Source organism: Kitasatospora sp. NPDC085879, assembly GCF_040686255.1.
GTDB lineage: Bacteria > Actinomycetota > Actinomycetes > Streptomycetales > Streptomycetaceae > Kitasatospora.
Window position 1 is genome coordinate 186,504 of the sequence record NZ_JBFBJZ010000004.1, and the last position, 22,803, is coordinate 209,306.

The window sequence follows — 22,803 nt, forward strand, 5'->3', positions numbered from 1 at the left end:
GGGCGGCCCCGTGAGCGGTCACTGGTACGACGACGAGGCCGGCCCGATGGTCCGGCCGTTCACCCTCACCGGCGGGCGCACCCGCTCCGCCGCCGCCGAGCGGTACGACCTGCTGGCCGCCGTCTCCGCGGTGCCGGACGCCGAGCCGGCCGCACCGCTGGATCACGCCCGCAGCGCCCTGCTGGAGCGGATCCGGGCACGGGCCTGCCCGCTCGCCGAGCTGGCCGCCGACGCCGACCTGCCGATCGGCGCCCTGCGGGTGCTGCTCGGCGACCTCGTGCAGGCCGGCCTGGTCGCGGTCGGCCGGGCCGCCGCCGAGGCCGGCCGTCCGGACGTCCGGCTGCTGCGCGAGGTGATCCAGGGCCTGCGCCGGCTCTGACACCGGCCCGCCGGCCCGGCCGGCGGGTCAGTCCGCCGCGCCGGCCCTGACCAGCCCGTTCTCGTAGGCCAGCACCACGGCCTGGACACGGTCGCGCAGGCCCAGCTTGGCCAGGATCCGGCCGACGTGCGTCTTCACGGTGGCCTCCGACAGCGTCAGCCGGGCCGCGATCTCGCTGTTCGACAGGCCCTGCGCCACCAGCAGGAACACCTCCCGCTCACGGTCGGTGAGCGGCTCCAGCACCGGCGAGCCGGGCGCCGTCGACGGCGTCGGCAGCACCTGCGCGAAGCGGTCGATCATCCGGCGGGTGGTGGTCGGCGCGACCACCGCGTCACCGCCGTGCACCGCGCGGATCGCCGCGACCAGCTCGGTCGGCGGGACGTCCTTCAGCAGGAAGCCGCTGGCCCCCGCCTTCAGCGCGGCGAATGCGTACTCGTCCAGGTCGAAGGTGGTCAGGATGAGCACGTGCGGCGCGTCCGGCAGCGGCGCACCGGAGTCGTCCAGGCAGATCCGCCGGGTGGCCTGCACGCCGTCCAGCCTCGGCATCCGGACGTCCATCAGCACCACGTCGACCTCCGTCTCCGCGAGCCGCTCCAGCGCCTGCGCGCCGTCGCCCGCCTCGGCGGCGATCTCGATGTCGCCCTGCGACTGCAGGACCATCCGGAAGCCCGTACGGAGCAGCTCCTGGTCGTCCACGAGCATCACGCGGATGGTCACGGTCGGTACTCCTTCACCTGTGCGGTCGTGCCCCGGCCTCAGCCGGCGGCCTTGAGGGGGAGGACGGCCCGGATCCGGAAGCCGCCGCCCGGCCGGGGGCCGATGTCGAGACTGCCGCTCACCATGCCGACCCGCTCGCGCATGCCGATCAGACCATGCCCCGGCCCCTCGGCACCACCGTCGAGCTGCTCCGCCGTGGTGCCGCGGCCGTCGTCCTCGACCAGCACCTCCAGATCGCGGTCGCCGAAGTCCACGGCGACCCGGGCACGGGCGCCCGGACCGCCGTGCTTGCGCACGTTGGTCAGCGCCTCCTGGACGATCCGGTACACCGTCAGCTCCAGACCGCGGGGCAGCTCCCGCGGCTCGCCCGAGGTCGCGAAGTCCACCGGCAGACCCGCGGTGCGGACCTGCTCCAGCAGCTCCGGCAGCTCCTCCACGCCGGGCTGCGGGACGTACTCCTCGGCCGTCTCCGACGTCCGCAGCACCCCGAGCAGCCGGCGCATCTCCACCAGCGCCTGACGCCCGGTGGCCGCGATCGTGCTGAGCGCCTCCTTCGCCTGCTGCGGCGAGTTGTCCAGCACGTAGGCGGCGCCGTCGGCCTGAACGATCATCACCGAGACGTTGTGCGCGACCACGTCGTGCAGCTCCCGGGCGATCCGGGCGCGCTCGGCGGCCACCGCCACCTTCGACTGCGCGTCCCGCTCGCGCTCCAGCCGGGCCGCCCGGTCCTCCAGCTCGATCAGATAGGCCCCGCGGACCCGGGTCAGCCGGCCCCACGCCCAGCACAGCACGAACGGCGTCGACATCAGCACCGCCACGAACACCAGCTGCCAGGTGCTCGGGCCGGGCGGCGGCGACGGGTCGTCCGGCACCGGGTCGCCGCTGTTGTCGAACCGCCACAGCGTCAGCGGCCCGGCCACCAGGCCCACCGCCAGCACCAGCCGGGACGCCCACCGGGACCCGAAGGCCGCGCCGGTGTACGCGAACACCAGGTAGCCGATGGCCGAGGCGCCCGGTGTCACGTTCAGGACGAGCTGCCCCAGCCCCAGCGCGGTGCCGCCGGCCGCGGCCAGGTCCGGATACCGGCGCCGGACCACCATCAGCGCGGCGATCGCCAGCGAGAAGGCCAGGCCGCCGTAGAGCTGCCGGTCCGAATCGGAGAAGTCGGACAGCAGGCCGAGCAGGAGGACCACCAGCGCCCAGGCGGAGTCGACCACCATCGGGTGACGGCGGAGCCAGGCGTTGAGTCGATGCACGCTCCAAGCCTAGGCAGTCGCACCGCACCCCCAGGTCCGCCGCGAGGGCGATCCGCCATCCGTCGCAGGGTGGAGACGCCCCCCGCCGGGACACCCCCGCCGACCGGTAGCGTCGACCCCCGTGACCTGGATGCGGTGGCGGCCTGCCATGGAGGAGGCGCTGTACGGCGCGGACGGCTTCTACCGGGGCCCGGAGGGGCCCGCCGGGCACTTCCGCACCTCCGTGCACGCCTCCCCGCTGTTCGCCGGCGCGGTCGCCCGGCTGCTCGCCGAGACCGACGAGGCGCTCGGCCGCCCCGCCGAACTCGCCCTCGTCGACGTCGGCGCCGGCCGCGGCGAACTCCTCGCCGGCGTGCTCGCCGCCCTCGACCCCGGGCTCGCCGCCCGGGTCCGCCCCTACGCCGTCGAACTCGCCGACCGCCCCGCCGGCCTGCCCGCGGCCGTGCGGTGGACGGACACCCTGCCGACCGGCCTGACCGGCCTGCTCTTCGCCAACGAGTGGCTCGACAACGTGCCCCTCGACATCGCCGAACCCGACGAGGACGGCCTGCTGCGCTACGTCGAGGTCGGCCCCGACGGCGAGGAGCGGCTCGGCGGACCGCTGGAGGAGGCTGACGCCGCCTGGGCCGCACGCTGGTGGCCGGACGGCGAACGCGTCGAACTCGGCCGCACCCGCGACGAGGCCTGGGCCTCGGCCGTCGCCGCCCTCGACCGCGGCCTCGCCGTCGCCGTCGACTACGCCCACAGCGCCGCCGACCGCCCGCTCTTCGGCACCCTCGCCGGCTTCCGCGCCGGACGCGAGGTCCGGCCCGTCCCCGACGGCAGCTGCGACGTCACCGCGCACGTCGCCCTCGACGCGGCCGCCGTCCCCGTTGTCCACAGCCTGTGGACAACGCAGCGGGCCGCACTGCACGCCCTCGGCGTGTACGGCGGACGGCCCCCGCTCGCCCTCGCCTCCACCGACCCGGCCGGCTACCTGCGGGCCCTCGGCGGAGCCGGCGAGGCCGCCGAACTGACCGACCCGGCCGGACTCGGCGGCTTCGGCTGGCTCGCCCAGGCCGTCCGCATGCCGGTACCGCGGAGCCTGGCGGGACTTCCCGCACCCGCGGGGTGGCAGACTCTGTAGCCATGAGGGAGACCACGGTCGGCATCGGCGCGGGCGCGCAGCAGCTCACGGGCGAGCTGGGCACCAGCGACATGGTGCTCAACATCGGCCCGCAGCACCCGTCCACGCACGGCGTGCTGCGGCTGAAGCTGGTGCTGGACGGCGAGCGGATCGTCACCGCGGAGCCGGTCATCGGCTACATGCACCGCGGTGCGGAGAAGCTCTTCGAGGCCCGCGACTACCGCCAGATCATCATGCTGGCGAACCGGCACGACTGGCTCTCCGCCTTCTCCAACGAACTCGGCGTGGTCCTCGCCGTCGAGCGGATGCTCGGCATGGAGGTCCCCGAGCGGGCGGTGTGGATCCGCACCCTGCTCGCCGAGCTCAACCGGGTGCTCAACCACCTGATGTTCCTCGGCTCCTACCCGCTGGAGCTGGGCGGCATCACCCCGATCTTCCACGCCTTCCACGGCCGCGAGGAACTCCAGCACGTCATGGAGGAGGCCTCCGGCGGCCGCATGCACTACATGTTCAACCGGGTCGGCGGCCTCAAGGAGGACCTGCCGGCCGGCTGGCTCGGCCGCGTCCGGCACGCCGTCGACGCCGTCCGCAAGCAGCTCCCGGTCTACGAGAACCTCGTCCTCGGCAACGAGATCTTCCGCGGCCGCACCGCCGGGGTCGGCGTGCTCACCCGCGAGCAGGTCCACGCCTACGGCGTCAGCGGGCCGATCGCCCGCGCCAGCGGCGTCGACTTCGACCTCCGCCGCGACGAGCCCTACCTCGCCTACGGCGAGCTCGCCGACCTGCTCACCGTCGTGGTCCGGGAGGAGGGCGACTGCCTGGCCCGCTTCGAGTGCCTGCTGGAGCAGTCCGCCAACTCCCTCGACCTCGCCGACGCCTGCCTCGACCGCCTCGACGGGATCGCCCCGGGGCCGGTCAACCTGCGGCTGCCCAAGGTCCTCAAGGCCCCCGAGGGCACCACCTACGCCTGGACCGAGAACCCGCTCGGCATCAACGGCTACTACCTGGTCTCCCGCGGCGACAAGACGCCCTGGCGGCTCAAGCTCCGCTCCGCCTCGTACAACAACATCCAGGCCCTGACCGAACTCCTGCCGGGCACCCTGGTCGCCGACATGGTCGCCATCCTCGGCTCGATGTTCTTCGTCGTCGGCGACATCGACAAGTAGCGGGAAACCCCGAATTCGGGGCCGCCCCTACTTGCCCGCAGGGTTGTCCGCGGGGTGGGGGGCGAGCTTCTTGTGGCCCTTGGTGGCGATGCGCTGCTCGCAGAGGGCGACCAGGACGGCGTACGCCTCGGGTCCCATCAGTTCGGTGAGTTCGGCGCGGTAGCTGACGTAGACCGGGTCCGGTGCGTTGTGCGCCTCGGGGCTGCCGGTGCACCACCAGTGCAGGTCGTGGCCGCCCGGGCCCCAGCCGCGGCGGTCGTACTCGCCGATGGTCACCTGCAGGTAGCGGGTGTCGTCGGGGCGGTCGATCCAGTCGTAGGTGCGGCGGACGGGGAGCTGCCAGCAGACGTCCGGCTTGGTCTCCAGCGGCTCGCGGCCCTCCTGCAGGGCCAGGATGTGCAGCGCGCAGCCCGCCCCGCCGGGGAAGCCGGGGCTGTTGCGGAAGAGGCAGGCGCCGTCGATCCGCCGGGTCTGCCGGTCACCGTCCTCGTCGAGCATGGTGATGCCGCCGTCGAGCCGGATCCGGCCCTTCGCGTCGGTGCCGTGCGGGTGGTTCTCCCACATGTCCGGGGTGAGCCGGGCGGCGTGGCCGGCGACCCGCTGCTCGTCCTCCTCGTCGGAGTAGTGGGCGCCGAGGGTGCAGCAGCCGTCGGAGGCGCCGCGGCCCTCCTCGATGCCGTGGCAGCCCTGGCCGAAGATGCAGCCCCAGTTGGAGGTGAGCCAGGTGAGGTCGCAGCGGAACACCTGCTCCTCGTCGGCCGGGTCGGTGAACTCGGCCCAGGCGCGTGCGAAGTCGAGCGGGACCTCGGCCCGTACGGTCGGCATCGCGAGGTCGACCGTGGTCGAGGCCGGCCGCTTGCCGTTCTTCCCGGACTTCTTGTGCTCTGCGGTGTCTGCTGCTGCCACGCTGCAAGGGTATGGCCTCGGCCGCCGTTTCCCGGCGGCGCCGGAGCCGCGCACCGGCGGCACACCTGCCCGGCACCCGGTCCGCACCGGCCGTGCACGGGCCGTGCGCAGGCGTCCGCCCGGTCGTGAAGGCAGGGTGAAGAGGCTCACCGCGGCCCCGGCCGCCTCATGTCCGGGGCCTAGGATGGCGGGCTGCAGACGGCTGCGTACGGGGACGCGACGCGACGACGGGGGACGGGGATGGCCGACAGGGTTCTGTTGAAGCCTTGGGAACTGCACGGCGAGGGGCGGGAGTTCGAGACCGTCTCGAACGACTTCGCGCGGGCGGCGCTCGACCTGGAGAACGGACTGGCCGGCCTCGGCACCCCCTGGGGGCGGGACGAGCCGGGCAAGGGCTTCGGGGAGACGTACGAGGGCGCCCGGGAGGGCGTGCTGGCCGGACTGCAGGGCCTGGCCGACCGCCTCGGCGGCATCGGGGCCGGCCTGCACACCATGGCCGACAACGCCGAGCACAACGAGCAGGGCAACCGCGACGCCTTCCGGACCCTGGACCCGGGAACCGGCGCGGCCCCCGCCGCGCTCTGAGTCGACGGACCGTCAAGCCGCACCACCGAAGGGGGACCACATGCCCAGGAACCTGCCCGAGGAGCTGGCCCCGGTCATGGCCCGGCTCGGCCGCCACTGGCCGGAGGCCGACGAGGACGCGCTGCGCCGCGCGGGCTGCCTGTGGCGCGAGTTCGGCACGGAGGCCGAGCGGCTGGGCCGCCGCGGCGGCGCCGCGGCCGAGCGCGTCACCGGCGAGAACGCCGGTCCCGCGGTCGAGGCGTTCGCCGAGCACTGGCGCGGCTTCAGCGGCGGCGGCCGCGGCCACCTGGACGACGCGCACGGCGCCGCCGAGGTGATCGCCGGGGCCTTCGACAAGGCCGCCGCGGCCGTCGACACCTGCAAGGCCGAGCTGGTCTCGGTGCTGACCGGCCTCGCCGAGGAGATCGCGCAGGCCGACAAGGCGGAGGCCGCGGCCGCCGCCCAGGTGAAGGCCGCGCAGGGGGAGGGGCTCGTCGGCCTGGTCGGGCAGGTCGTCGGCACGGTCAAGGGCGCGGCCGCCGAGGCCGGCGAGGCGATCGCGGTCGAGGCGGCGAAGATCAAGGTCACCGCGCTGCTCGCGGAACTCGGCCGGGAGATGAAGGACGGCCTGCAGGCCGCCCTGAAGGAGCCCGCCGTCACCGCCCTGGAGCGGATCGCGCAGGCGGACGGCGCCGGGAAGCACGGCGAGTTCCGCACCCTCAGCGCCGCCCGCTCGGGCGGCGAGCTCACCGGGAAGCTGGCCGGCACCGCCGTCGGCGGGGCCGCCGCGGTGGCCGGTGTGCGCGGCGTCTCCGCGGCGCTCAACCCGGACGGCACGGTGGCGGTCGACGGGCAGGGGCGCCCGGTGCTGCTCGGCGCCGACGGCAAGCGGCTGCCGGCCGTGGACGGGGTCAGCGTCGAGGTGGGCGCGGACGGCCGCCCGGTGCTCGGCGCCGACGGCAAGCCCGTCCTGCTGGACGCCGCGGGCGCCCCGGTCGCCGGGCTCGCGCTCGGCGCCGACGGCAAGCCGCTCACCGACGCCCGGGGCCGGCCGCTGACCGTCGCCGCCGACGGCGCGGTCGGCGACACCGGCCTGTCGCTGGCCGTCGGCAAGGACGGCCGGCCCGTCCTCGACGGGCACGGCCGCCCGGTCATGCTGGACGCCGAGGGCAACCCGGCCGGCGGCCTCGCCGTCGGCAAGGACGGCAAGCTGCTCACCGACGCCGACGGCCGCCCGGTGGTCGCCGGCGTGGACCGGGACGGCCGCCCGCTGGTGGACGCCGAGGTCGGCCCCGACGGCGTCCGCCTCGGCGCGGACGGCCTCCCGGTGGCCGCCGCCGACCTGGGCACCGGACCGGGCGCCCACGGCGCCCCGGGAACGAACCTCCCCGGCACCGAGGCCCCCGGCATCGACACCGCCGGCATCGACGGCCCGGCAGGCCGCGGCCACAGCCGGAACGGTCCCCTCCTCGACGTCGACCTCCAGGCCGCCCCCGCGGCCGGGGTGCAGGTGACCGCGGCACCGCAGGCGGTCGTCCAGACCCCGGTCGCCGACCCCGGCGGCCACCGCGGCGGCTCCGGTGGTTACACCGGCGGCTACGGCGGCCCGGTCGGCGGCGCCCACCACGCACCGGCGCCCGCGGCCTACGAGCCGGACGGCTACGACCTGCCGCCCGCCGCGCCGCACCCCGGCCCGATCTCGGTGCACACCGACTCGGTGGCGGTCGCCCCGCCCTCGCTCCCGACCTACGGCCCGCCGCCCGCCGAGGCGCCGACCGGCGGCGGCTGGCACGGCGGCGACCCCGTCGGACCGGGCACGCCCACGGGCCCCGCGGCGGGCTCCGGCTTCCCGCTCGGCCCCGTGGCCGGCGGACCCGCCGCCGGTGCGGGCCCGGTCGCCGGCACGGCCGTCCCGCCGGTCGGCGCACCCGTCGGCGCACCTGTGGGCGGCGCCCCTGTCACCGGCGGCACCCCCGTCGCCGGAGCCCCGGCCGCCGGTGCCCCCGGCCCGGGCGGGGCGGGCGCGCCCGGCACCGCGGTGCCCGGTGCGGCGGCCCCCGGTGCGGCGGGGCAGCCCGGCGCACAGGGCGGCTCCTCCGGTGTGGTCGGCGCGGTCGTCGGCACCCCCGGCGCGGCACCCCGCACCCCGGCAGGCCCGCCCGGTGCGGCCGCGCCCGGTGCCGGGGCGGGCGGCACGGCCCAGACCCCGCTGCCGTTCCGGCTCGGCGAGAGCGGCGAGCTCCGCCGCCGCCCCGACCTCCTCGGCCTGGAGCAGCACACCGGCCCGACCGTCGTCCCGGTGCTGCACCCCGGCCAGGTCGCCGCGGCCTACCTGGCCGCCCGCGCCGGACGCCTCCAGGAGGGCGCGCCGGCCGAGCCCGTCCCCGTCCGCGGCATCGCCGACGGCCGCCCGTACGGCCTGCCCGGCGGGCTCGGCCCGGTCGACCCGGCCCACCAGGCCGAGGTCGAGCGACTGGTGCCCCGCCGCCCGGACGGCACCCCCGCACTCCACCCCGACCCGGCCGGCGGCTGGACGGAGGTGCTCAACGGCGGCGGCCCGCGCGAGCCCGGCCGCGCCAACAACACCGTCGACGTGGCGCTCTCCTCGGTCGACACCTTCTCCGGCCTGCCGGTCTGCTCCGCACCACGGCTGCCCGACGGCCCGGCCGGGGAGTACGGCGGCCGCGACCGCGCCGAGCGCGAACTCGGCGCGCAGTTCCACGACCTCGGGGCCGGCGAGGGTGCGTTCGCCCGGGTCGCCGAGACACTGCTGCGCTCCGGCCCCGGCGCCCAGGCGGTGCTGCTCACCCTGGACGACTTCAAGCGCCCCCACCTGTGGAACGTGGTCAACCACGGCGAGCGGCTCACCTGGCTCGACCACCAGACCGGCCGCAGCGGCCCCGAGCCGCTGCACAGCGCCGGGAACGGACTGTGGGCGATCGCCCTGGACGCCGAGTGCAGGCCGCTGGACATCGCCGCGGCGGCCACCCCGGCCGAGGTGGCGGCCACCGCCGCGCCCGCGCCGGAACCGGAGCCCGCCCCGGAGCCGGAGCCCGCCCCGGAACCGGCCCCTGAACCCGCCCGCCAAGCCGAGCCCGCCCCGCCGCGGTCCCGGCTCACCATCCACCGCACCGCCGCCGGGAGCGCCCGCCGATGACCACCCGCGAGCAGGCCCTGGAGGCCGCCCACCGCTGGATCAACGGCGCGCTCCCCGCGGAGGGGGCACGCCGGGTGCACAGCCACGAGTTCGAGCACGGCTGGGTGGTGTGGCCGGAGCCGGCACCCGCCCACGTCAACCCGTTCACCGGCGTCCGGCGCGCCCCGCAGGAGATCGGCGCCGCCTGCGGCGTGGTCGACCGGCTCACCGGCGCGCTCACCGTCTGGCCGTCCGTCCCGGTGCCGGACGTGGTCCGGATGTACCGCGACTTCCTCGGCGCCGGCGACTACGACCCGGCGCTGCCGCCCGCCACCGGGCCCGGCGCCCGGGCCGAGCTGCGCTACCGGGACGCCCTCGGCGAGGTGCACACCCTCGTCGTGCAGTCCGCGACCGGCCTGCCGCACCCGGCGCTGCGCGCCGCCGAACGCCTCCGCGAGCAGGGTGTGCCCGCCGAGGACGTGCTCGGCGTGCACACCGACCTGCGGCCCGCCGCCCTGCCCGGCGGGTACGCCGCGCACGGGCTGGCCGCCGCCCTGCCGCACGTCCGGCTCACCCACGACCTGGCGTACGGGCCGTGGTTCGACCGCCGGGCGCAGGCCGTCCGGGCGGTGCCGCCGCAGGAGGGCGTCCGGCCCAACCGGGTGCCGTTCCCGCGCTCGGTGCCGCCGGCCCAGCCGGAGAGCGGACGGGCACTGGCCGAGCGGCTCGCGGCGCGGTTCGGCCCGCAGGGCGTCCGCCGCTTCGACGCCGCGGCGGTGGCGGACGCCGACCTGCCGGAGGCGGTCGCCCGGCCGCTGCTGGACGTCGGCCTGCCGGTCGCCGTCGAGGGCTTCTTCGCGCTGCACCACCCCGAGCCGGACGGGGTGCAGGACGGCACCCGCACCGACCCGGTGCTGCCCGAGGCCGCCGCCCGCCTCGCCGCGCTGGCCCGTGGCACCCGGGCCACCGCCGACGCGCGGCAGGCCCTGCTCGGCCAGGTCGTGCTGGGCACCGACGGCTGGGCCCTGATCACCGTCGACACCCTGCAAGGACGCGTCCGGGCGGTCGACCCGGACACCGCCGCGGCCCGCTACTGCAACGCCGACGTGACCGCCTTCGTCCGCTGCCTGCTGCTGCTCGCCGAACGCCTCCCCGCGCTGCGCGGACTCCACCCCTACGCGGCCGGCCCCGCCGTCGCCGAACTCCAGTGGGCCCTGGCCGCCGTCGACCGCACCGTCTTCACCGACCCGGAGAACTGGTGGGCGGTGATCGTCGAACAGCTCTGGCACGGCCTGCTCTGACCGTTCCGGGACCGTTCCGGAGGCCTCCGTCCGGGCCTCCGCCCGGGCCTTCGGCGGCGCCGAGGCGTCGGAACGGGGGATCCGGGCAGGTGGGCGGCCCGGATCGCGTAGCGTGGACCCCTATGCGACTCGGTGTTCTCGACGTGGGCTCCAACACCGTCCACTTCCTCGTGGTGGACGCGCACCCCGGTGCCGCCCCTGTTCCGGCGTACTCGCACAAGGCCGAGCTCCGGCTGGCCGAGCTGCTCGACGAGGACGGGGCGATCACCCCGGTCGGCGTCGACCGGCTGGTGTCCATGGTGTCCTCCTCGATCTCCGTCGCCGAGGACAAGGGCGTCGTCGAGATACTGCCGTTCGCCACCTCGGCCGTGCGGGAGGCCGCCAACGGCGAGGCCGTGCTGCAACGGGTCACCGAGGAGACCGGCATCGAACTGCGGGTGCTCTCCGGCCAGGACGAGGCCCGGCTCACCTTCCTGGCCGTCCGCCGCTGGTTCGGCTGGTCCTCCGGCCGGCTGCTCAACCTGGACATCGGCGGCGGCTCGCTGGAGATCGCCTGCGGCCTCGACGAGCAGCCCGACATCGCCGCCTCGCTGCCGCTCGGCGCCGGCCGGCTCACCGCCCGGCTGCCCGGCGACGTCGCCGACCCGGGGGACCTCCGGGAGCTGCGCCGCCACATCCGCGCCGAGATCGCGAACGTGGTCGGCGAGTTCACCAGACAGAACGCGCCGGACCACGCCGTCGCCACCTCCAAGACCTTCAAGCAGCTGGCCCGGATGGCCGGCGCCGCGCCGACCGACGCCGGCCCCCGGGTGCCGCGCAGGCTCACCCGCAGCGGCCTCTCCGCCTGGCTGCCGCGGCTCGCCACCATGACGGTCGCGGAGCGCGCCCGCATCCCCGGCGTCTCCGAGGGCCGCGCCCGGCAACTGCTCGCCGGGGCGCTCGTCGCCGACGCCGCGATGGACCTCTTCGGCCTCGACGAGTTGGACATCTGCCCGTGGGCGCTGCGCGAGGGCATCATCCTGCGCCGGCTCGACGCCCTCGACACCCCGGCCGACCGGAGGCCTGCGCTCACCTCCTGACGGCCCGCCGCAGGCGCCCCGCCGGGTGAGACCTGGCCCACGCTTCCTCCGGCTCTGCCCCATTCGTCCGCGCCGCCGCATACCCTGTGTCCCGTGGCGGAAGCAGCGGACGACGACGCATCGCCGGGCGGCCGCGCGGCCGAGGACGGCGCGCGGCAGGCCTCCGGGCCGCGCCGGGCCAAGGCCGGCACCCCGCCGCGGCGCGTCGGCGGCGGCAAGGACGGCACGCTCGGCGAGCGCGCCGCCGCGGCCTCCCGCACGGCCAAGGGCGCGGCCTCCCGGACGGCCAAGGGAGCCGCCTCCCGGACGGCCCGCTCCGCGAAGTCCGTGCAGTCCGCCACCGCCGCGCGGACCGCCAAGGTCGCCAAGGTCGCCCGCGCCGTGAAGGAGGCCCGCCGCAAGGAGCCGGACCGGCCGCCCCTGCTGCGCACCACCGACCGGCTGGTGCTGCCGCCGCACCCCGCCGTGCACGTCCCGGACACCAAGGTGGCGCTCTCCACCGCCTCGGTGTACCCGTCGACCACCGAGACCGCCTTCGAGCTGGCCGCCCGGCTGGGCTACGACGGCGTCGAGGTCATGGTCTGGAACGACCCGGTCAGCCAGGACGTCGAGGCGCTGCGCCGGCTCTCCGACGCCCACGGCATGCCGATCCTCGCCGTGCACGCCCCCTGCCTGCTGATCACCCAGCGGGTGTGGACCACCGACCCGTGGACCAAGCTGGTCCGCGCCCGGGCCGCCGCGGAGCGGCTCGGCGCGGACACCGTGGTCGTCCACCCGCCGTTCCGCTGGCAGCGGCAGTACGCGCGGGAGTTCGTCGCCGGGATCGGCCGGATGGCCGGGGAGACGGACGTCCGCTTCGCGGTGGAGAACATGTACCCGTGGCGCTACAAGGACCGCGAGATGCTCGCCTACGCGCCGGGCTGGGACGTCACCGACGAGGAGTACCGGCACTTCACCATCGACCTCTCGCACGCGGCGACCTCGCGGATCGACGCCCTGGAGATGGCCGACCGGATGGGGGACCGGCTCGCCCACATCCACCTCGCCGACGGCTCGGGCTCCGGCAAGGACGAGCACCTGATCCCGGGCCGCGGCAAGCAGCCCTGCGCGACCCTGCTGGAGCGCCTCGCCCGCAGCGGCTTCGACGGGCACGTGGTGCTGGAGGTCAACACCCGGCGGTCGGCCTCGGCCGCCGAGCGGGAGGCCGACCTGGCGGAGGCACTCGCCTTCACCCGGCTCCACCTGGCGACCCCGGCCCGGCAGCTCCGCGGCCGGCCCGTCCCCGGGGCCGAGGGAGGCCGGACGTGACGGATATTCAGCAGCAGGCGCACGCCCTCTCGTTCGGGCCGGTGGCCGAGCAGTACGACGCCGCGCGGCCGTCCTACCCGGACGGGCTCTTCGACGAGCTGGAGCGGCTGGCCGGCCGTCCGCTCGCCGGTGCGGACGTGGTGGACGTGGGAGCCGGGACGGGCATCGCCAGCCGGCTGCTGGCGGCCCGCGGCGCCCGGGTGCTCGCCGTGGAGCCGAGCGGCGGCATGGCCGCCCGGCTGCGGGCCGTCTCGCCGGACATCCCGGTGGTCAAGGGCGTCGGCGACGACCTGCCCTGCCACGACGACTCCGCGGACCTGGTCACCTACGCCCAGGCCTTCCACTGGACCGACCCGGAGCGGTCGGTGCCCGAGGCGCTGCGGGTGCTGCGGCCGGGCGGCGCGCTGGCGCTGTGGTGGAACGTCAAGGACCGCGCCGAGGGCTGGATCGCCGAGCAGGAACGCCGGCTCGCCGCGGCCCTGCCCTCGTACCACTTCTACGGCTCCACGCTGACCGCCTTCGCCGAGCCGCTGGCCGCCCGCGGGCTGCGGGTGAAGACCGCCAGGCTGCACTGGGCCCGGCAGGTCACCGTCGACAGCCACCTGGCCGACCTCGGCTCGCGCTCGTACTTCGCCGTGCTGCCGCCCGAGCAGCAGGCGCCGGTGCTGGCGGCGGAGCGGGCCGCCCTGCTGGCCGGGCACCCGGACGGGATGCTGACCGAGCCGTACGTTCTCGACCTCTTCGTGGCCCGCACCCGGGCGTGAACCGGCGGACGCGCGCTGACCGCATCGCGGACAGCGCGTCCGCCGCCCGGACCGGGGGGCGTAATCTCGGTAGGACAGCGGTCCTGCACCCTCTTCCACCAGCGCAGTGGCCGCCCGCAGGCCCCGAAGGAGTGGAGCGCATGCCCGAGCTGAGGTCCCGTACCGTCACCCACGGCCGCAACATGGCGGGCGCCCGCGCCCTTCTCCGGGCCGCCGGCGTAGCCCGGGAGGACTTCGGCAAGCCGATCATCGCGGTGGCCAACTCCTTCACCGAGTTCGTGCCGGGCCACACCCACCTGCAGCCGGTCGGCCGGATCGTTTCCGAGGCGATCAAGGAGGCCGGTGGCATCCCGCGCGAGTTCAACACCATCGCCGTCGACGACGGCATCGCGATGGGCCACGCCGGCATGCTGTACTCGCTGCCCTCGCGCGACCTGATCGCCGACTCGGTCGAGTACATGGTCAACGCGCACTGCGCGGACGCCCTGATCTGCATCTCCAACTGCGACAAGATCACCCCCGGCATGCTGATGGCCGCGCTGCGCCTCAACATCCCGACGGTCTTCGTCTCCGGCGGCCCGATGGAGGCCGGCAAGGCCACCCTGGTCGACGGCACCGTCCGCAAGCTCGACCTGGTGGACGCGATCTCGCAGGCGGTGAACGAGAACGTCTCTGACGAGGACATCGCGATCATCGAGGAGAACGCCTGTCCGACCTGCGGCTCGTGTTCCGGCATGTTCACCGCCAACTCGATGAACTGCCTCACCGAGGCGATCGGCCTGTCGCTGCCCGGCAACGGCTCGGTGCTGGCCACCCACACCGCCCGCCGCGCGCTCTACGAGCGGGCCGGACAGACGGTCGTCGAGATCACCAAGCGGCACTACCACCAGGACGACGAGTCCATGCTGCCGCGCAACATCGCCACCCGGGCCGCGTTCGAGAACGCCATGGCCCTGGACATCGCGATGGGCGGCTCCACCAACACGATCCTGCACCTGCTGGCCGCCGCCCAGGAGGCCGAGCTGGACTTCGACATGCGGGACATCGACGCGATCTCCCGCAAGGTCCCCTGCCTGTCCAAGGTCGCGCCGAACGGCTCGTACTACATGGAGGACGTGCACCGGGCCGGCGGCATCCCGGCGATCCTCGGCGAGCTGTACCGCGGCGGCCTGCTCAACGAGGACGTGCACACCGTGCACGCCGACTCGCTCGCCGAGTGGCTGAAGACCTGGGACGTCCGCGGCGGCTCGCCGTCCGCCGAGGCCGTCGAGCTGTGGCACGCCGCCCCCGGCTGCAAGCGCACCTCCGAGGCGTTCGCGCAGTCCGAGCGCTGGGAGTCCCTGGACACCGACGCCGCCAAGGGCTGCATCCGCAGCGTCGAGCACGCCTACTCCGTCGAGGGCGGCCTCGCCGTGCTGTACGGCAACCTCGCCGAGGACGGCTGCATCGTGAAGACCGCCGGCGTGGACGAGTCCATCTGGACGTTCAGCGGCCCGGCCGTCGTCGTCGAGTCGCAGGAGGACGCCGTCGAGGCGATCCTCGCCAAGCGGATCAAGGAGGGCGACGTCGTCGTCATCCGCTACGAGGGCCCCAAGGGCGGTCCGGGCATGCAGGAGATGCTCTACCCGACCTCCTTCCTCAAGGGCCGCGGCCTAGGCAAGGCCTGCGCGCTGATCACCGACGGCCGGTTCTCCGGCGGCACCTCCGGCCTGTCGATCGGCCACGCCTCCCCGGAGGCCGCCTCCGGCGGCACCATCGCCCTGGTCGAGGACGGCGACATCATCGCCATCGACATCCCGGGCCGGAAGGTCAGCCTGGAGGTCTCCTTCGAGGAGCTGCACGAGCGCCGGCTCAAGCTGGAGGCCGAGGGCGGCTACCGGCCGAAGAACCGTCAGCGCCAGGTCAGCCAGGCCCTGAAGGCCTACGCGGCGATGGCCACCTCCGCCGACAAGGGCGCCGTCCGCGACGTGAGCAAGCTGGGCTGAGCCCGCCCGCGACCGCGACCGGAGGGAGCCGCACCCCGCAGGGGCGCGGCTCCCTCCGCGGTTCCGCGCCGGGCCCGGGCGACAATGGGTGCCGTGAACCAGCGCACCCCCCGCAAGCAGCCCGCCGGCGGCTCCGAGCCGGAGCCGATCCGGTTCTTCGGCACCACCTGGGTCGACCACGGCCGCGGCTACTGGCCGCGCCGCGTCCTCGTCTCGCTGGGCGCCCTGGTCTGCACCGCGGCCGCCGCCCTGGTGCTGCGGTTCGCCGTCGCCGGGGTGGCGCTCTCCGACGCCGGCCGGTTCGTCGACGTGCTGCTGATCGGCGCCGTCGCGATCTGCTCCTGCCTCGCCGCGATCCGCACCTGGAAGACCCTCACCGAGGGCCGGCACAGCCTGGACGGCTGGATGGCCGAGGACCGCTCGCTGGGCGCGGTCTGGCTGATCGGCGGTGCCGGCGCGCTCGCCGCCTACTTCTTCCGCAGCCTGGTCGAGGCCCCCGGCGAGGCGGTGCACCGCGCCGCGTACGAGAAGGCCCGCCGCGGGCGGCGGTAGCGACCGCCGTCAAGGCACAAGGACGGCCGACTCAGGTGCCCCCACGTGCCCCCGGGGGTTGTGCCGCTACTTGCCGAACGCCTGGGCGAGGTCCTCGAAGAGGTCCTCGGGCTCCTCCAGGCCGACCGACAGGCGCAGCAGCGAGGGGTGCGGGCGGGCCTCCGGGGCGACCGGGCGGTGGGTCAGCGAGGCCGGGTGCTGGATCAGGGTGTCGACGCCGCCGAGCGACACCGCGTGGGTGATCAGCTCGCAGCCGGCCGCGGTGCGGGCCGCGGCCTCGTAGCCGTCGCGCAGCGAGAAGGCCAGCACCGAGCCGGCACCGGACATCTGCCGGCCGACCAGGCCCTGCGGGTCGCACTCCGGCAGGCCGGGGAAGTACACCCGGTCGACCTCGGGGCGGGAGCCCAGCCAGGCCGCCACCTTGGCCGCGTTCGCCGCCTGGTGGCGCACCCGCATCGGCAGCGTCTGCAGGCCGCGGTGCAGCAGGTAGGCGGCGAGCGGGTGCAGGATGCCGCCGGTCACCGCGCGGACCCGGCGCAGCCGCGCCGCCCACTCGGCGTCGGTGGCGACCGCGCCGGCCAGCACGTCGCCGTGGCCGCCGAGGTACTTGGTGGCACTGTGCAGCACCAGCGTCGCGCCGTGGTGCACCGGCCGCTGCAGGACTGGGGTGGCGAAGGTGTTGTCGACGAGGAGCGGCACGTCCCCGCACTGCTCGGCGACGGCGGTGAGGTCGACCAGGTCCAGGGTGGGGTTGGCCGGGGTCTCCACGATCACCAGGCCGGTGTCGGGGCGGATCGCCGCCGCGACCTCGCCGGCCCGGGCCCAGGTCACCTCGGTGCCGAGCAGGCCGGTGGCGAGCACGTGGTCGGTGCCGCCGTACAGCGGTCGCACCGCGACGACGTGGCCGCGGCCCTCGGCGCGGGCGGCCAGCAAGCAGGCGGCGAGCGCGGCCATGCCGGAGGCGAAGGCCACCGACTGCTCGCAGTCCTCGAGTTCGGCGAGGGCCTGCTCGAAGCGGGCGGTGGTCGGGTTCCACAGCCGCTGGTAGACGGCGCTGCCGCCGTCCGGGACGAGTCCGCCGGTGGCCAGTGCCTCGTAGCTGTCGCCGCCGGTCTCCACGCCGGGGAGGGGGTTGGTGGTGGAGAGGTCGATCGGCGGGACGTGGGTCCCGAGGCCGCGCAGATCGGTTCTGCCGGCGTGCACGGCCCGGGTGTCGGCGTGGGGCATGGGTGGCTCCTCGGCGGGGTGTGGGGGTGGCCCCATGGTGAAGAGAACGCCGAGCCGCAGCCACTGTCCGGAAGAACATTCGAGTACCGGCCGGTAGGTCTTGCGAATGTTCGGGGTGGCGGACGATCGTGGGCCCCGTGCCGAAGAATCCGCAGCGCGAACTCGCCCCCGTCGACCGGGCCATCCTGCGCCTGCTGGTCGCCGACGCCAGGATGCCCAACAACGCGATCGCCGAGGCGGTGGGCATCGCCCCGTCCACCTGCCTGGGCCGGATCCGGGCGCTGCGGGAGCGCGGGGTGATCCGCGGCTTCCACGCCGAGGTGGAGCCGGGCGCGGTCGGGCTCGGCATCCAGGCGATGATCGCGGTGCGGCTGCACGCGCACACCAAGGAGCAGATCCGCAGCTTCGCGGGCGGGATACCGCGGCTGCCCGGCGTGGTCGCCGCGTACCACCTCGCCGGGGCCGACGACTACCTGCTGCACATCGCGGTCGCCGACACCGACGCCCTGCGCGACTTCGTGCTGGAGCACCTGACGGCGCATCCGGCGGTGCAGCACACCGAGACCAGCCTGATCTTCGGCCATGTCCGGGGCGACGCCGGGGTGTCCGGCGACTGACCCCGGACGGCCGGGCGGTCAGCTGCGCGACAGCGTGCCGCAGCCCTGGTGGTCGTCCAGCGGGCGGTTCGGGTCGTACGGGTCGACCGTCGGGCCGGTGTGCGGCTCGCCGGTGCCGAAGTCGAAGCCGATGCTGAAGTCCGTCTCCAGGTAGCCGCTGCCCATGTCGCACACGTTGTTGCCGAAGTCGGCCCGGCCCTTGTCCAGGACCAGCTTGCCGCGCTGCACCTGGTACCGGGCCGGGTCGTAGAACCGGAAGTCCTGCTGACGGCGGACGATCTCCCGCTCGACCCGGACGCCGCCGCCGGTCTTCCAGGCGACCGGCTTGGCGGTGCCGCCGGAGCTCTGGCCGGGCCGCGGCGCGCCGGCGTCCGGACCGGGCTTCAGCGCGTAGACGAAGATGTAGTCGGTGTGCACCAGCAGGCCGCGGTCGCCGTCGCTCTCGAAGGTCGTCCGGCCCTGCACCTTCACCACGTCGGTGACCGGCACGGAGCGGTGCGGGTCGAAGCGGCTCAGCCAGCTGGTCGCGTCCTGGTCCGCGGTCGGGTGGGCCAGCGCCTTCTCCAGGTCGGCGCGCGCCTCGCGGTCCAGCAGGGCGAGGGCGTCGGTCGGGGTCTCGCCGGCGATCGTCCTCGGGTCGAGGTTGGTCAGCACCAGGTACTGCCGGACCTTGCCGAGCAGGCCCGCCACGTCCCCCTTGCCGAACACGCCGACGCCCTTGGCCTCGGGCATCGCCAGGGCCTCCGGGCCGGCCTGCCAGGTGTCGGCGGGCGAGTCGGCCCACGGGCGGTCGACGGTCGGGGTGCCGGGGTCGGCGGTCGGCGGCGCGGCGGTCGCCGAGGCGCTGCCGGGCCCGGCCGCGGGCACCGCCGAGGAGCCCCGGCTCCGCTCGTACCAGCCGTGCAGCCGGTCCACGTTCAGCGCGGCCAGCGTGACCGCCGCGGCCAGCACCACGAACAGCGGCGTCTGCCAGTTGCGCTTCTTCGGCCGGCCCCACGGGTCGACCGGCTTCGGCCGTCGCCCGAACCGCCGCCGGGCGGCCGGAGCGGGGTCGGCGGAGGCCCGCCAGGGCTCGGGCCGCGGCGGCTGCCGCTTCCACTTCGCGGCCAGCATCCGGGACCGCCCGGACTGCTCCTTGACCGTGGCGCCGCGGACGAAGTCCTCGTCGAGGACGAGGTCCTCGAACGGGTCGTCAGGGCGTGGAGCGGGATCGTCGACTATCGGCACGCCGGACAGTATGCAGACGGCCGCCGACACACCCGACGCCGGGGGTCGGTCACTCCCCGCCCGGCAGCCAGCCCCGCTGGACCGCCCGGACGCCGAACTCGAAACGGCTGCGCGCGCCGAGGCGCTCCATCAGGTCGGTGGCCGACCGGCGGGCCGTCCGCGCGGAGACCCCGATCCGCTTGGCGATCGCCTCGTCGGTGAGGCCCTGCGCCAGCAGCCGGACGACGGTCGCCTCCTGGGGGCTCAGCCCGGCGTCGTCCCGGCGGGGTGCGGCCCCCAGCGGCTGCGCGGAGGTCCAGACGTTCTCGAACAGCGCGCAGAGCGCCGTCATGGTGCCGTCGCCGGTGAGCAGGACGGCGGCAGCGGCCGAGTCCCCGCTGCTGACCGGAACCAGGGCGGTCGAACGGTCGAAGATCATCAGCCGGGTCGGCAGCTCCGGCGCCGTCCGCACCTCGCCGCCGAGCTCGGTCAGCCAGGTCGCGTAGGCCACCGTCGACTGGCTGTTGCGCACGCTGTCCAGGAACAGCGAGCGCATCCGCACACCGCGGTCCAGCAGCCGCCGGTCGTTGGCCTGGGACGCCTCCAGCGTCTCCGGCCGGTGGCCGCCGCCGGGCGCGAAGGTCATCAGGTCCGTCTCCGCCTCGGCGGCCAGCCGGGCGATGGCGTCACGGATGGCGTCCAGGCCGTCCAACTGCTCCACGCCGGGGCCGGAGGCGGACGGGCCGATGGCGGAGAACTCCGCGATCAGCTGGGCGGCCGCCGCCCGGGAGGCCTCGATCCGCAGCTGCTGTGCGGCCAGTTCGGCCTGCTGGCGGGCCATCAGGAGTTCCATGCCCACGTCGGGCGCGACCGCGCACAGCTCGCCGTCGCGTTCGTAGGACGGCCGGATCAGGGCCAGTTCGCTGAGCAGGTCCAGGCTGCGCCGGACCTCGGCGCGGTCCAGGCCCAGCCGCTCCGCGAGCGCCGTCACGCCCTCGCGCGGATGCACGAGCATGGCTCGGTAGACGGCCTCCGACGCGGTGTCGAGTCCGAGCGCGGTGAGCACAGCGGTTCCCCCCGGTGTGTGTGCGCGATGAAGATCGGCACGAACGATAGTCGCATGTGGGGGCGGCGCTCACCAGGGGCGCCCGTGGACGCTTCCGGCCAGCGCCTGAAACGTCCACGGACGGGGCCTGTGCATCGTTCAACCGCTTTGCGAGAGTTCGGACATGTATCTCGTCCATGCCGATCTGCACCCGCCGGCGGCGGGCCCGCCGGGCGACCTGCCGGCCGGGCTCGGCCGGGCCGTCGCCGCGCTCGCCCTGCCGAACGAGGGGATCGAGCACGTCTGCGTCCACGCCGTGCCGGCCGCCGCGCCGGTGATCGGCGTGTACGTGCTCGCCGACGACCTGGAGCGCGCCGAGCAGGCCGCCGCCGCGCTCTGCCACCGGGCGGCGGGCCTGCTGCCGGCGCTGGCCGGCTGGTCCGTGGGCCGGGTGGGCGTGCCGCTGGTCGCCCCGTTCTACGAGCGGATGCTGGCCGCATCCGACCGGGGTGGACGGTTCGGTCCACGGCCGCTTCCGTCCAGCCGGAATCCCTTCCACCGGGCCTGAGCTGCGACGAAGCTGGTGATCGCCGGCCGGGGGAGACACCCCGCCGGCAGCGCCGGACGGAGCGTCACCGCGGAACGTCCGACCGGCGGCCCACCCGCTCGTACCTCCGGAAGGACCACTCCCGTGCTTCGTCTCTCGCTCGCCAAGGCCGCCGCGGTCGGCGTTCTGGCCCTCGCCGCCGCCCCCGTCCTCGCCGGCCAGCTCTCCGGCGGCGCCGACACCCGCACCACGGCCGTGCCGCGTTCCACCACCGCCTGGGAGACCACGGCGTGGGAGACCACCGCCTGGGAGTGAGTCCACTGCCCGGGCCCGGGGGCCTCCGCGGTCAGCCGCGCCTGCGGGCCCGCTTGACCGAGCCGACCACACCGGCGACCGCCAGCAGCAGGGCGGCGGGCAGCAGCGAGGTGAACAGGGCGGCGAACAGCCCGGAGCTGCCGAGCAGGGTCATCGCCAGGGTGTCGAGCACCCACAGGGCGCCGGCCGCCGGCAGGGCGGACTGCCAGGGGTGCTCATCGGTCCAGCGCTGCAGCCGCCGGTCGCCGGTGTCCCGACGGATCCGGCCACCGACCGTGCCGACGAGGAAGAAGAAGAACAGGCCGAGGCCGACCGGTCCGGCCAGGATGTCCATGGACCAGTTGCCGGTGACGATGTCCACGCCGAGGGCGGCACCGCCCACCACCGTGCCGACGGCCGCTGCCGTCCGCCACGGGCCGAGAGTCGCCGCGGCGACGGCGACCTGACGGCTCTCACTTCGCGACAAATCTCCGTTACCCATGTCTCCACCGTGCGCCCGCCGGTCCCTGGAAATCCATAGGGGTGATCCCCGAGTTTCCCCCGAGGTGTACCCGGCGGAGCCGGGCCGATGTTCCGCCAACGCCGGACCGACTTCATATGAACATCATTTGAATCCGGTGTCCCGGCCGCCTCCGGCTCCCTATGCTGCGGCCGTCCTGTCCGTCCGGCCGAGAGACCCCAGATGCTGATCCTCGCCGTCCTGCTCCTCCTCACCGGCGCCGTCCTGCTCGTCCTGAGGTGGCGCAAGGTCACCGACCGCCGCGCCGTCACGGCCGCCGGCCTGGTCACCACCGGCATCGGCCTGCTCGCGGGTCTGGCCACCTTCGTGTACGTCGTCGAGCCGTACGAGGTGGGCGTGCCCACCACCCTGGGCAAGGTCGGTGCCACCTGGCAGCCCGGGCTGCACCTCAAGTCGCCGCTGACCGACGTCTCCACCTTCTCGACCCGGCCGGTCGACCTCGACCTCACCGGCAAGGACACCATCGAGGTCCGCTCCTCCGAGGGCGGCGTGCTCTACGCCGACATCACCGTGAAGTGGTCGGTGGACCCGCAGCACACCCAGAGCCTGTTCAAGCTCGCCGGCAGCACCGACGCCGTCCAGCGGCGGCTGGTCTACCCCGACAGCCGGGAGATCGTCCGCAACGTCTTCGCCAAGCACACCGGCGTGGAGGGCTACAGCTCCGAGCGCGAGGCGATCAGCGCCGAGATCGAGCGGCAGATCACCGCCCGGCTGGCGCCGCGCGGCATCCTGGTCAACGGCGTCAACCTGCGCAACGTGAAGCCCAGCGACAGCCTGCAGCACGCCATCGACCAGAAGATCCAGCAGGACCAGGCCACCGCGCAGGCCGAGGCCGCCGTCCGCACCGCCAAGGCCGAGGCCGAGAAGCGGAAGATCGAGTCGGAGAGCACCGCAGCCGCCAACAACGCCATCGCCAACTCGCTCACCGACCGCATCCTGGCGAGCCAGTGCATCGAGGCCTTCAAGGCCGCCGCCGAGAAGAACCCGGTGTACGCCAGCCCCTGCGGCACCGGCGGCTCCCCGGTGATCGTCGACGGCAGCAAGCGCTGACACCACGGCCGGGCGTCCGGGGCACCATGCCCCGGAC

The 22,803-nt window shown here is 75.2% G+C and carries 22 protein-coding genes; 15 read left to right on the forward strand and 7 right to left on the reverse strand.

Going from position 1 to position 22,803, the window contains the following annotated elements:
* The first annotated feature begins 10 nt into the window (after positions 1 to 10).
* The gene (locus AB0P35_RS05395) at positions 11 to 379 is read left to right on the forward strand and encodes a DUF742 domain-containing protein (RefSeq protein ID WP_363506786.1); all 369 of its coding nucleotides are present in this window, start codon (positions 11 to 13) and stop codon (positions 377 to 379) included.
* A gap of 27 nt (positions 380 to 406) precedes the next feature.
* On the opposite strand, the gene AB0P35_RS05400 is transcribed toward AB0P35_RS05395, so the two are convergent.
* Both AB0P35_RS05400 and AB0P35_RS05405 read right to left on the reverse strand, forming a co-directional pair.
* Positions 407 to 1,096 carry a response regulator transcription factor gene (locus AB0P35_RS05400; RefSeq protein WP_095874269.1) on the reverse strand — a complete coding sequence of 230 codons (690 nt, stop codon included), beginning with the start codon at positions 1,094 to 1,096 and terminating at the stop codon, positions 407 to 409.
* 38 nt (positions 1,097 to 1,134) lie between these two features.
* Positions 1,135 to 2,352, reverse strand: coding sequence for a sensor histidine kinase (locus AB0P35_RS05405; RefSeq protein ID WP_095874270.1), 1,218 nt, complete (start codon positions 2,350 to 2,352; stop codon positions 1,135 to 1,137).
* Positions 2,353 to 2,482: 130 nt separating this feature from the next.
* Here AB0P35_RS05405 and AB0P35_RS05410 point away from each other — a divergent pair, with 130 nt between their 5' ends.
* On the forward strand, positions 2,483 to 3,478 hold the full coding sequence (locus AB0P35_RS05410) for an SAM-dependent methyltransferase (RefSeq protein ID WP_363506915.1): 996 nt from the start codon (positions 2,483 to 2,485) through the stop codon (positions 3,476 to 3,478).
* Positions 3,479 to 3,480: 2 nt separating this feature from the next.
* Positions 3,481 to 4,644, forward strand: coding sequence for an NADH-quinone oxidoreductase subunit D (locus AB0P35_RS05415; protein ID WP_363506790.1), 1,164 nt, complete (start codon positions 3,481 to 3,483; stop codon positions 4,642 to 4,644).
* Between the two features lie 27 nt (positions 4,645 to 4,671).
* Here the strand turns inward: AB0P35_RS05415 and AB0P35_RS05420 are convergent, their stop codons facing one another.
* Positions 4,672 to 5,469 carry a hypothetical protein gene (locus AB0P35_RS05420; RefSeq protein ID WP_363506918.1) on the reverse strand — a complete coding sequence of 266 codons (798 nt, stop codon included), beginning with the start codon at positions 5,467 to 5,469 and terminating at the stop codon, positions 4,672 to 4,674.
* 321 nt (positions 5,470 to 5,790) lie between these two features.
* Here AB0P35_RS05420 and AB0P35_RS05425 point away from each other — a divergent pair, with 321 nt between their 5' ends.
* The 8 genes from AB0P35_RS05425 (at position 5,791) to AB0P35_RS05460 (ending at position 16,239) form a co-directional block, all read left to right on the forward strand.
* Positions 5,791 to 6,135: a hypothetical protein gene (locus tag AB0P35_RS05425; protein ID WP_363506793.1), complete on the forward strand. Its 345-nt coding sequence runs from the start codon at positions 5,791 to 5,793 to the stop codon at positions 6,133 to 6,135.
* A 40-nt stretch (positions 6,136 to 6,175) separates the two neighbouring features.
* Positions 6,176 to 9,271, forward strand: a complete 3,096-nt coding sequence (locus AB0P35_RS05430; RefSeq protein ID WP_363506796.1) for a toxin glutamine deamidase domain-containing protein — start codon at positions 6,176 to 6,178, stop codon at positions 9,269 to 9,271.
* Complete coding sequence (locus AB0P35_RS05435) at positions 9,268 to 10,551, forward strand: SUKH-4 family immunity protein (protein ID WP_363506799.1); 1,284 nt, start codon at positions 9,268 to 9,270, stop codon at positions 10,549 to 10,551. The genes AB0P35_RS05430 and AB0P35_RS05435 overlap by 4 nt, the downstream gene beginning before the upstream one ends.
* A 122-nt stretch (positions 10,552 to 10,673) precedes the next feature.
* The gene (locus AB0P35_RS05440) at positions 10,674 to 11,630 is read left to right on the forward strand and encodes a Ppx/GppA phosphatase family protein (RefSeq protein ID WP_363506802.1); all 957 of its coding nucleotides are present in this window, start codon (positions 10,674 to 10,676) and stop codon (positions 11,628 to 11,630) included.
* A 465-nt stretch (positions 11,631 to 12,095) separates the two neighbouring features.
* Positions 12,096 to 12,938 (forward strand): sugar phosphate isomerase/epimerase, encoded by an 843-nt coding sequence (locus tag AB0P35_RS05445; RefSeq protein WP_363506921.1) that lies wholly within the window; start codon positions 12,096 to 12,098, stop codon positions 12,936 to 12,938.
* Positions 12,935 to 13,702 carry a class I SAM-dependent methyltransferase gene (locus AB0P35_RS05450; protein WP_363506805.1) on the forward strand — a complete coding sequence of 256 codons (768 nt, stop codon included), beginning with the start codon at positions 12,935 to 12,937 and terminating at the stop codon, positions 13,700 to 13,702. The genes AB0P35_RS05445 and AB0P35_RS05450 overlap by 4 nt, the downstream gene beginning before the upstream one ends.
* A 140-nt stretch (positions 13,703 to 13,842) precedes the next feature.
* A complete protein-coding gene (ilvD, locus tag AB0P35_RS05455; RefSeq protein WP_363506808.1) occupies positions 13,843 to 15,687 on the forward strand; it encodes a dihydroxy-acid dehydratase in 1,845 nt (614 codons plus the stop codon).
* Positions 15,688 to 15,780: 93 nt separating this feature from the next.
* Complete coding sequence (locus AB0P35_RS05460) at positions 15,781 to 16,239, forward strand: EamA/RhaT family transporter (protein ID WP_363506811.1); 459 nt, start codon at positions 15,781 to 15,783, stop codon at positions 16,237 to 16,239.
* A gap of 66 nt (positions 16,240 to 16,305) precedes the next feature.
* On the opposite strand, the gene AB0P35_RS05465 is transcribed toward AB0P35_RS05460, so the two are convergent.
* Positions 16,306 to 17,466 (reverse strand): PLP-dependent transferase, encoded by a 1,161-nt coding sequence (locus tag AB0P35_RS05465; RefSeq protein WP_363506814.1) that lies wholly within the window; start codon positions 17,464 to 17,466, stop codon positions 16,306 to 16,308.
* Positions 17,467 to 17,603: 137 nt separating this feature from the next.
* Between AB0P35_RS05465 and AB0P35_RS05470 the strand changes: the two genes are divergently transcribed.
* On the forward strand, positions 17,604 to 18,083 hold the full coding sequence (locus AB0P35_RS05470; RefSeq protein ID WP_363506817.1) for an Lrp/AsnC family transcriptional regulator: 480 nt from the start codon (positions 17,604 to 17,606) through the stop codon (positions 18,081 to 18,083).
* 18 nt (positions 18,084 to 18,101) lie between these two features.
* Here the strand turns inward: AB0P35_RS05470 and AB0P35_RS05475 are convergent, their stop codons facing one another.
* Together AB0P35_RS05475 and AB0P35_RS05480 are read right to left on the reverse strand one after the other, a co-directional pair.
* Positions 18,102 to 19,310: a hypothetical protein gene (locus tag AB0P35_RS05475; RefSeq protein WP_363506820.1), complete on the reverse strand. Its 1,209-nt coding sequence runs from the start codon at positions 19,308 to 19,310 to the stop codon at positions 18,102 to 18,104.
* 49 nt (positions 19,311 to 19,359) lie between these two features.
* The gene (locus AB0P35_RS05480) at positions 19,360 to 20,355 is read right to left on the reverse strand and encodes a LuxR C-terminal-related transcriptional regulator (RefSeq protein ID WP_363506823.1); all 996 of its coding nucleotides are present in this window, start codon (positions 20,353 to 20,355) and stop codon (positions 19,360 to 19,362) included.
* A 163-nt stretch (positions 20,356 to 20,518) separates the two neighbouring features.
* On the opposite strand from AB0P35_RS05480, the gene AB0P35_RS05485 reads away from it, so the two are divergent.
* A complete protein-coding gene (locus AB0P35_RS05485) occupies positions 20,519 to 20,902 on the forward strand; it encodes a hypothetical protein (RefSeq protein WP_363506826.1) in 384 nt (127 codons plus the stop codon).
* A gap of 123 nt (positions 20,903 to 21,025) precedes the next feature.
* Entirely contained in the window at positions 21,026 to 21,196 is a 171-nt protein-coding gene (locus AB0P35_RS05490) for a hypothetical protein (protein ID WP_363506829.1), read from the forward strand.
* A 31-nt stretch (positions 21,197 to 21,227) separates the two neighbouring features.
* Here the strand turns inward: AB0P35_RS05490 and AB0P35_RS05495 are convergent, their stop codons facing one another.
* A complete protein-coding gene (locus AB0P35_RS05495) occupies positions 21,228 to 21,677 on the reverse strand; it encodes a hypothetical protein (RefSeq protein ID WP_363506832.1) in 450 nt (149 codons plus the stop codon).
* Between the two features lie 201 nt (positions 21,678 to 21,878).
* Here AB0P35_RS05495 and AB0P35_RS05500 point away from each other — a divergent pair, with 201 nt between their 5' ends.
* Positions 21,879 to 22,766, forward strand: coding sequence for a prohibitin family protein (locus tag AB0P35_RS05500; protein ID WP_363506835.1), 888 nt, complete (start codon positions 21,879 to 21,881; stop codon positions 22,764 to 22,766).
* Positions 22,767 to 22,803 lie beyond the last annotated feature (37 nt).

What these genes read in the sequence shown, in the direction of transcription:
- AB0P35_RS05410 (WP_363506915.1), top strand. Translation starts at nt 2,483, where the DNA reads ATGCGGTGGCGGCCTGCCATGGAGGAGGCGCTGTACGGCGCGGACGGC.
- AB0P35_RS05415 (WP_363506790.1), top strand. Translation starts at nt 3,481, where the DNA reads ATGAGGGAGACCACGGTCGGCATCGGCGCGGGCGCGCAGCAGCTCACG.
- AB0P35_RS05420 (WP_363506918.1), bottom strand. Translation starts at nt 5,469, where the DNA reads ATGCCGACCGTACGGGCCGAGGTCCCGCTCGACTTCGCACGCGCCTGG.
- AB0P35_RS05425 (WP_363506793.1), top strand. Translation starts at nt 5,791, where the DNA reads ATGGCCGACAGGGTTCTGTTGAAGCCTTGGGAACTGCACGGCGAGGGG.
- AB0P35_RS05430 (WP_363506796.1), top strand. Translation starts at nt 6,176, where the DNA reads ATGCCCAGGAACCTGCCCGAGGAGCTGGCCCCGGTCATGGCCCGGCTC.
- AB0P35_RS05435 (WP_363506799.1), top strand. Translation starts at nt 9,268, where the DNA reads ATGACCACCCGCGAGCAGGCCCTGGAGGCCGCCCACCGCTGGATCAAC.
- AB0P35_RS05440 (WP_363506802.1), top strand. Translation starts at nt 10,674, where the DNA reads ATGCGACTCGGTGTTCTCGACGTGGGCTCCAACACCGTCCACTTCCTC.
- ilvD (WP_363506808.1), top strand. Translation starts at nt 13,843, where the DNA reads ATGCCCGAGCTGAGGTCCCGTACCGTCACCCACGGCCGCAACATGGCG.
- AB0P35_RS05465 (WP_363506814.1), bottom strand. Translation starts at nt 17,466, where the DNA reads ATGCCCCACGCCGACACCCGGGCCGTGCACGCCGGCAGAACCGATCTG.
- AB0P35_RS05485 (WP_363506826.1), top strand. Translation starts at nt 20,519, where the DNA reads ATGTATCTCGTCCATGCCGATCTGCACCCGCCGGCGGCGGGCCCGCCG.
- AB0P35_RS05495 (WP_363506832.1), bottom strand. Translation starts at nt 21,677, where the DNA reads ATGGGTAACGGAGATTTGTCGCGAAGTGAGAGCCGTCAGGTCGCCGTC.
- AB0P35_RS05500 (WP_363506835.1), top strand. Translation starts at nt 21,879, where the DNA reads ATGCTGATCCTCGCCGTCCTGCTCCTCCTCACCGGCGCCGTCCTGCTC.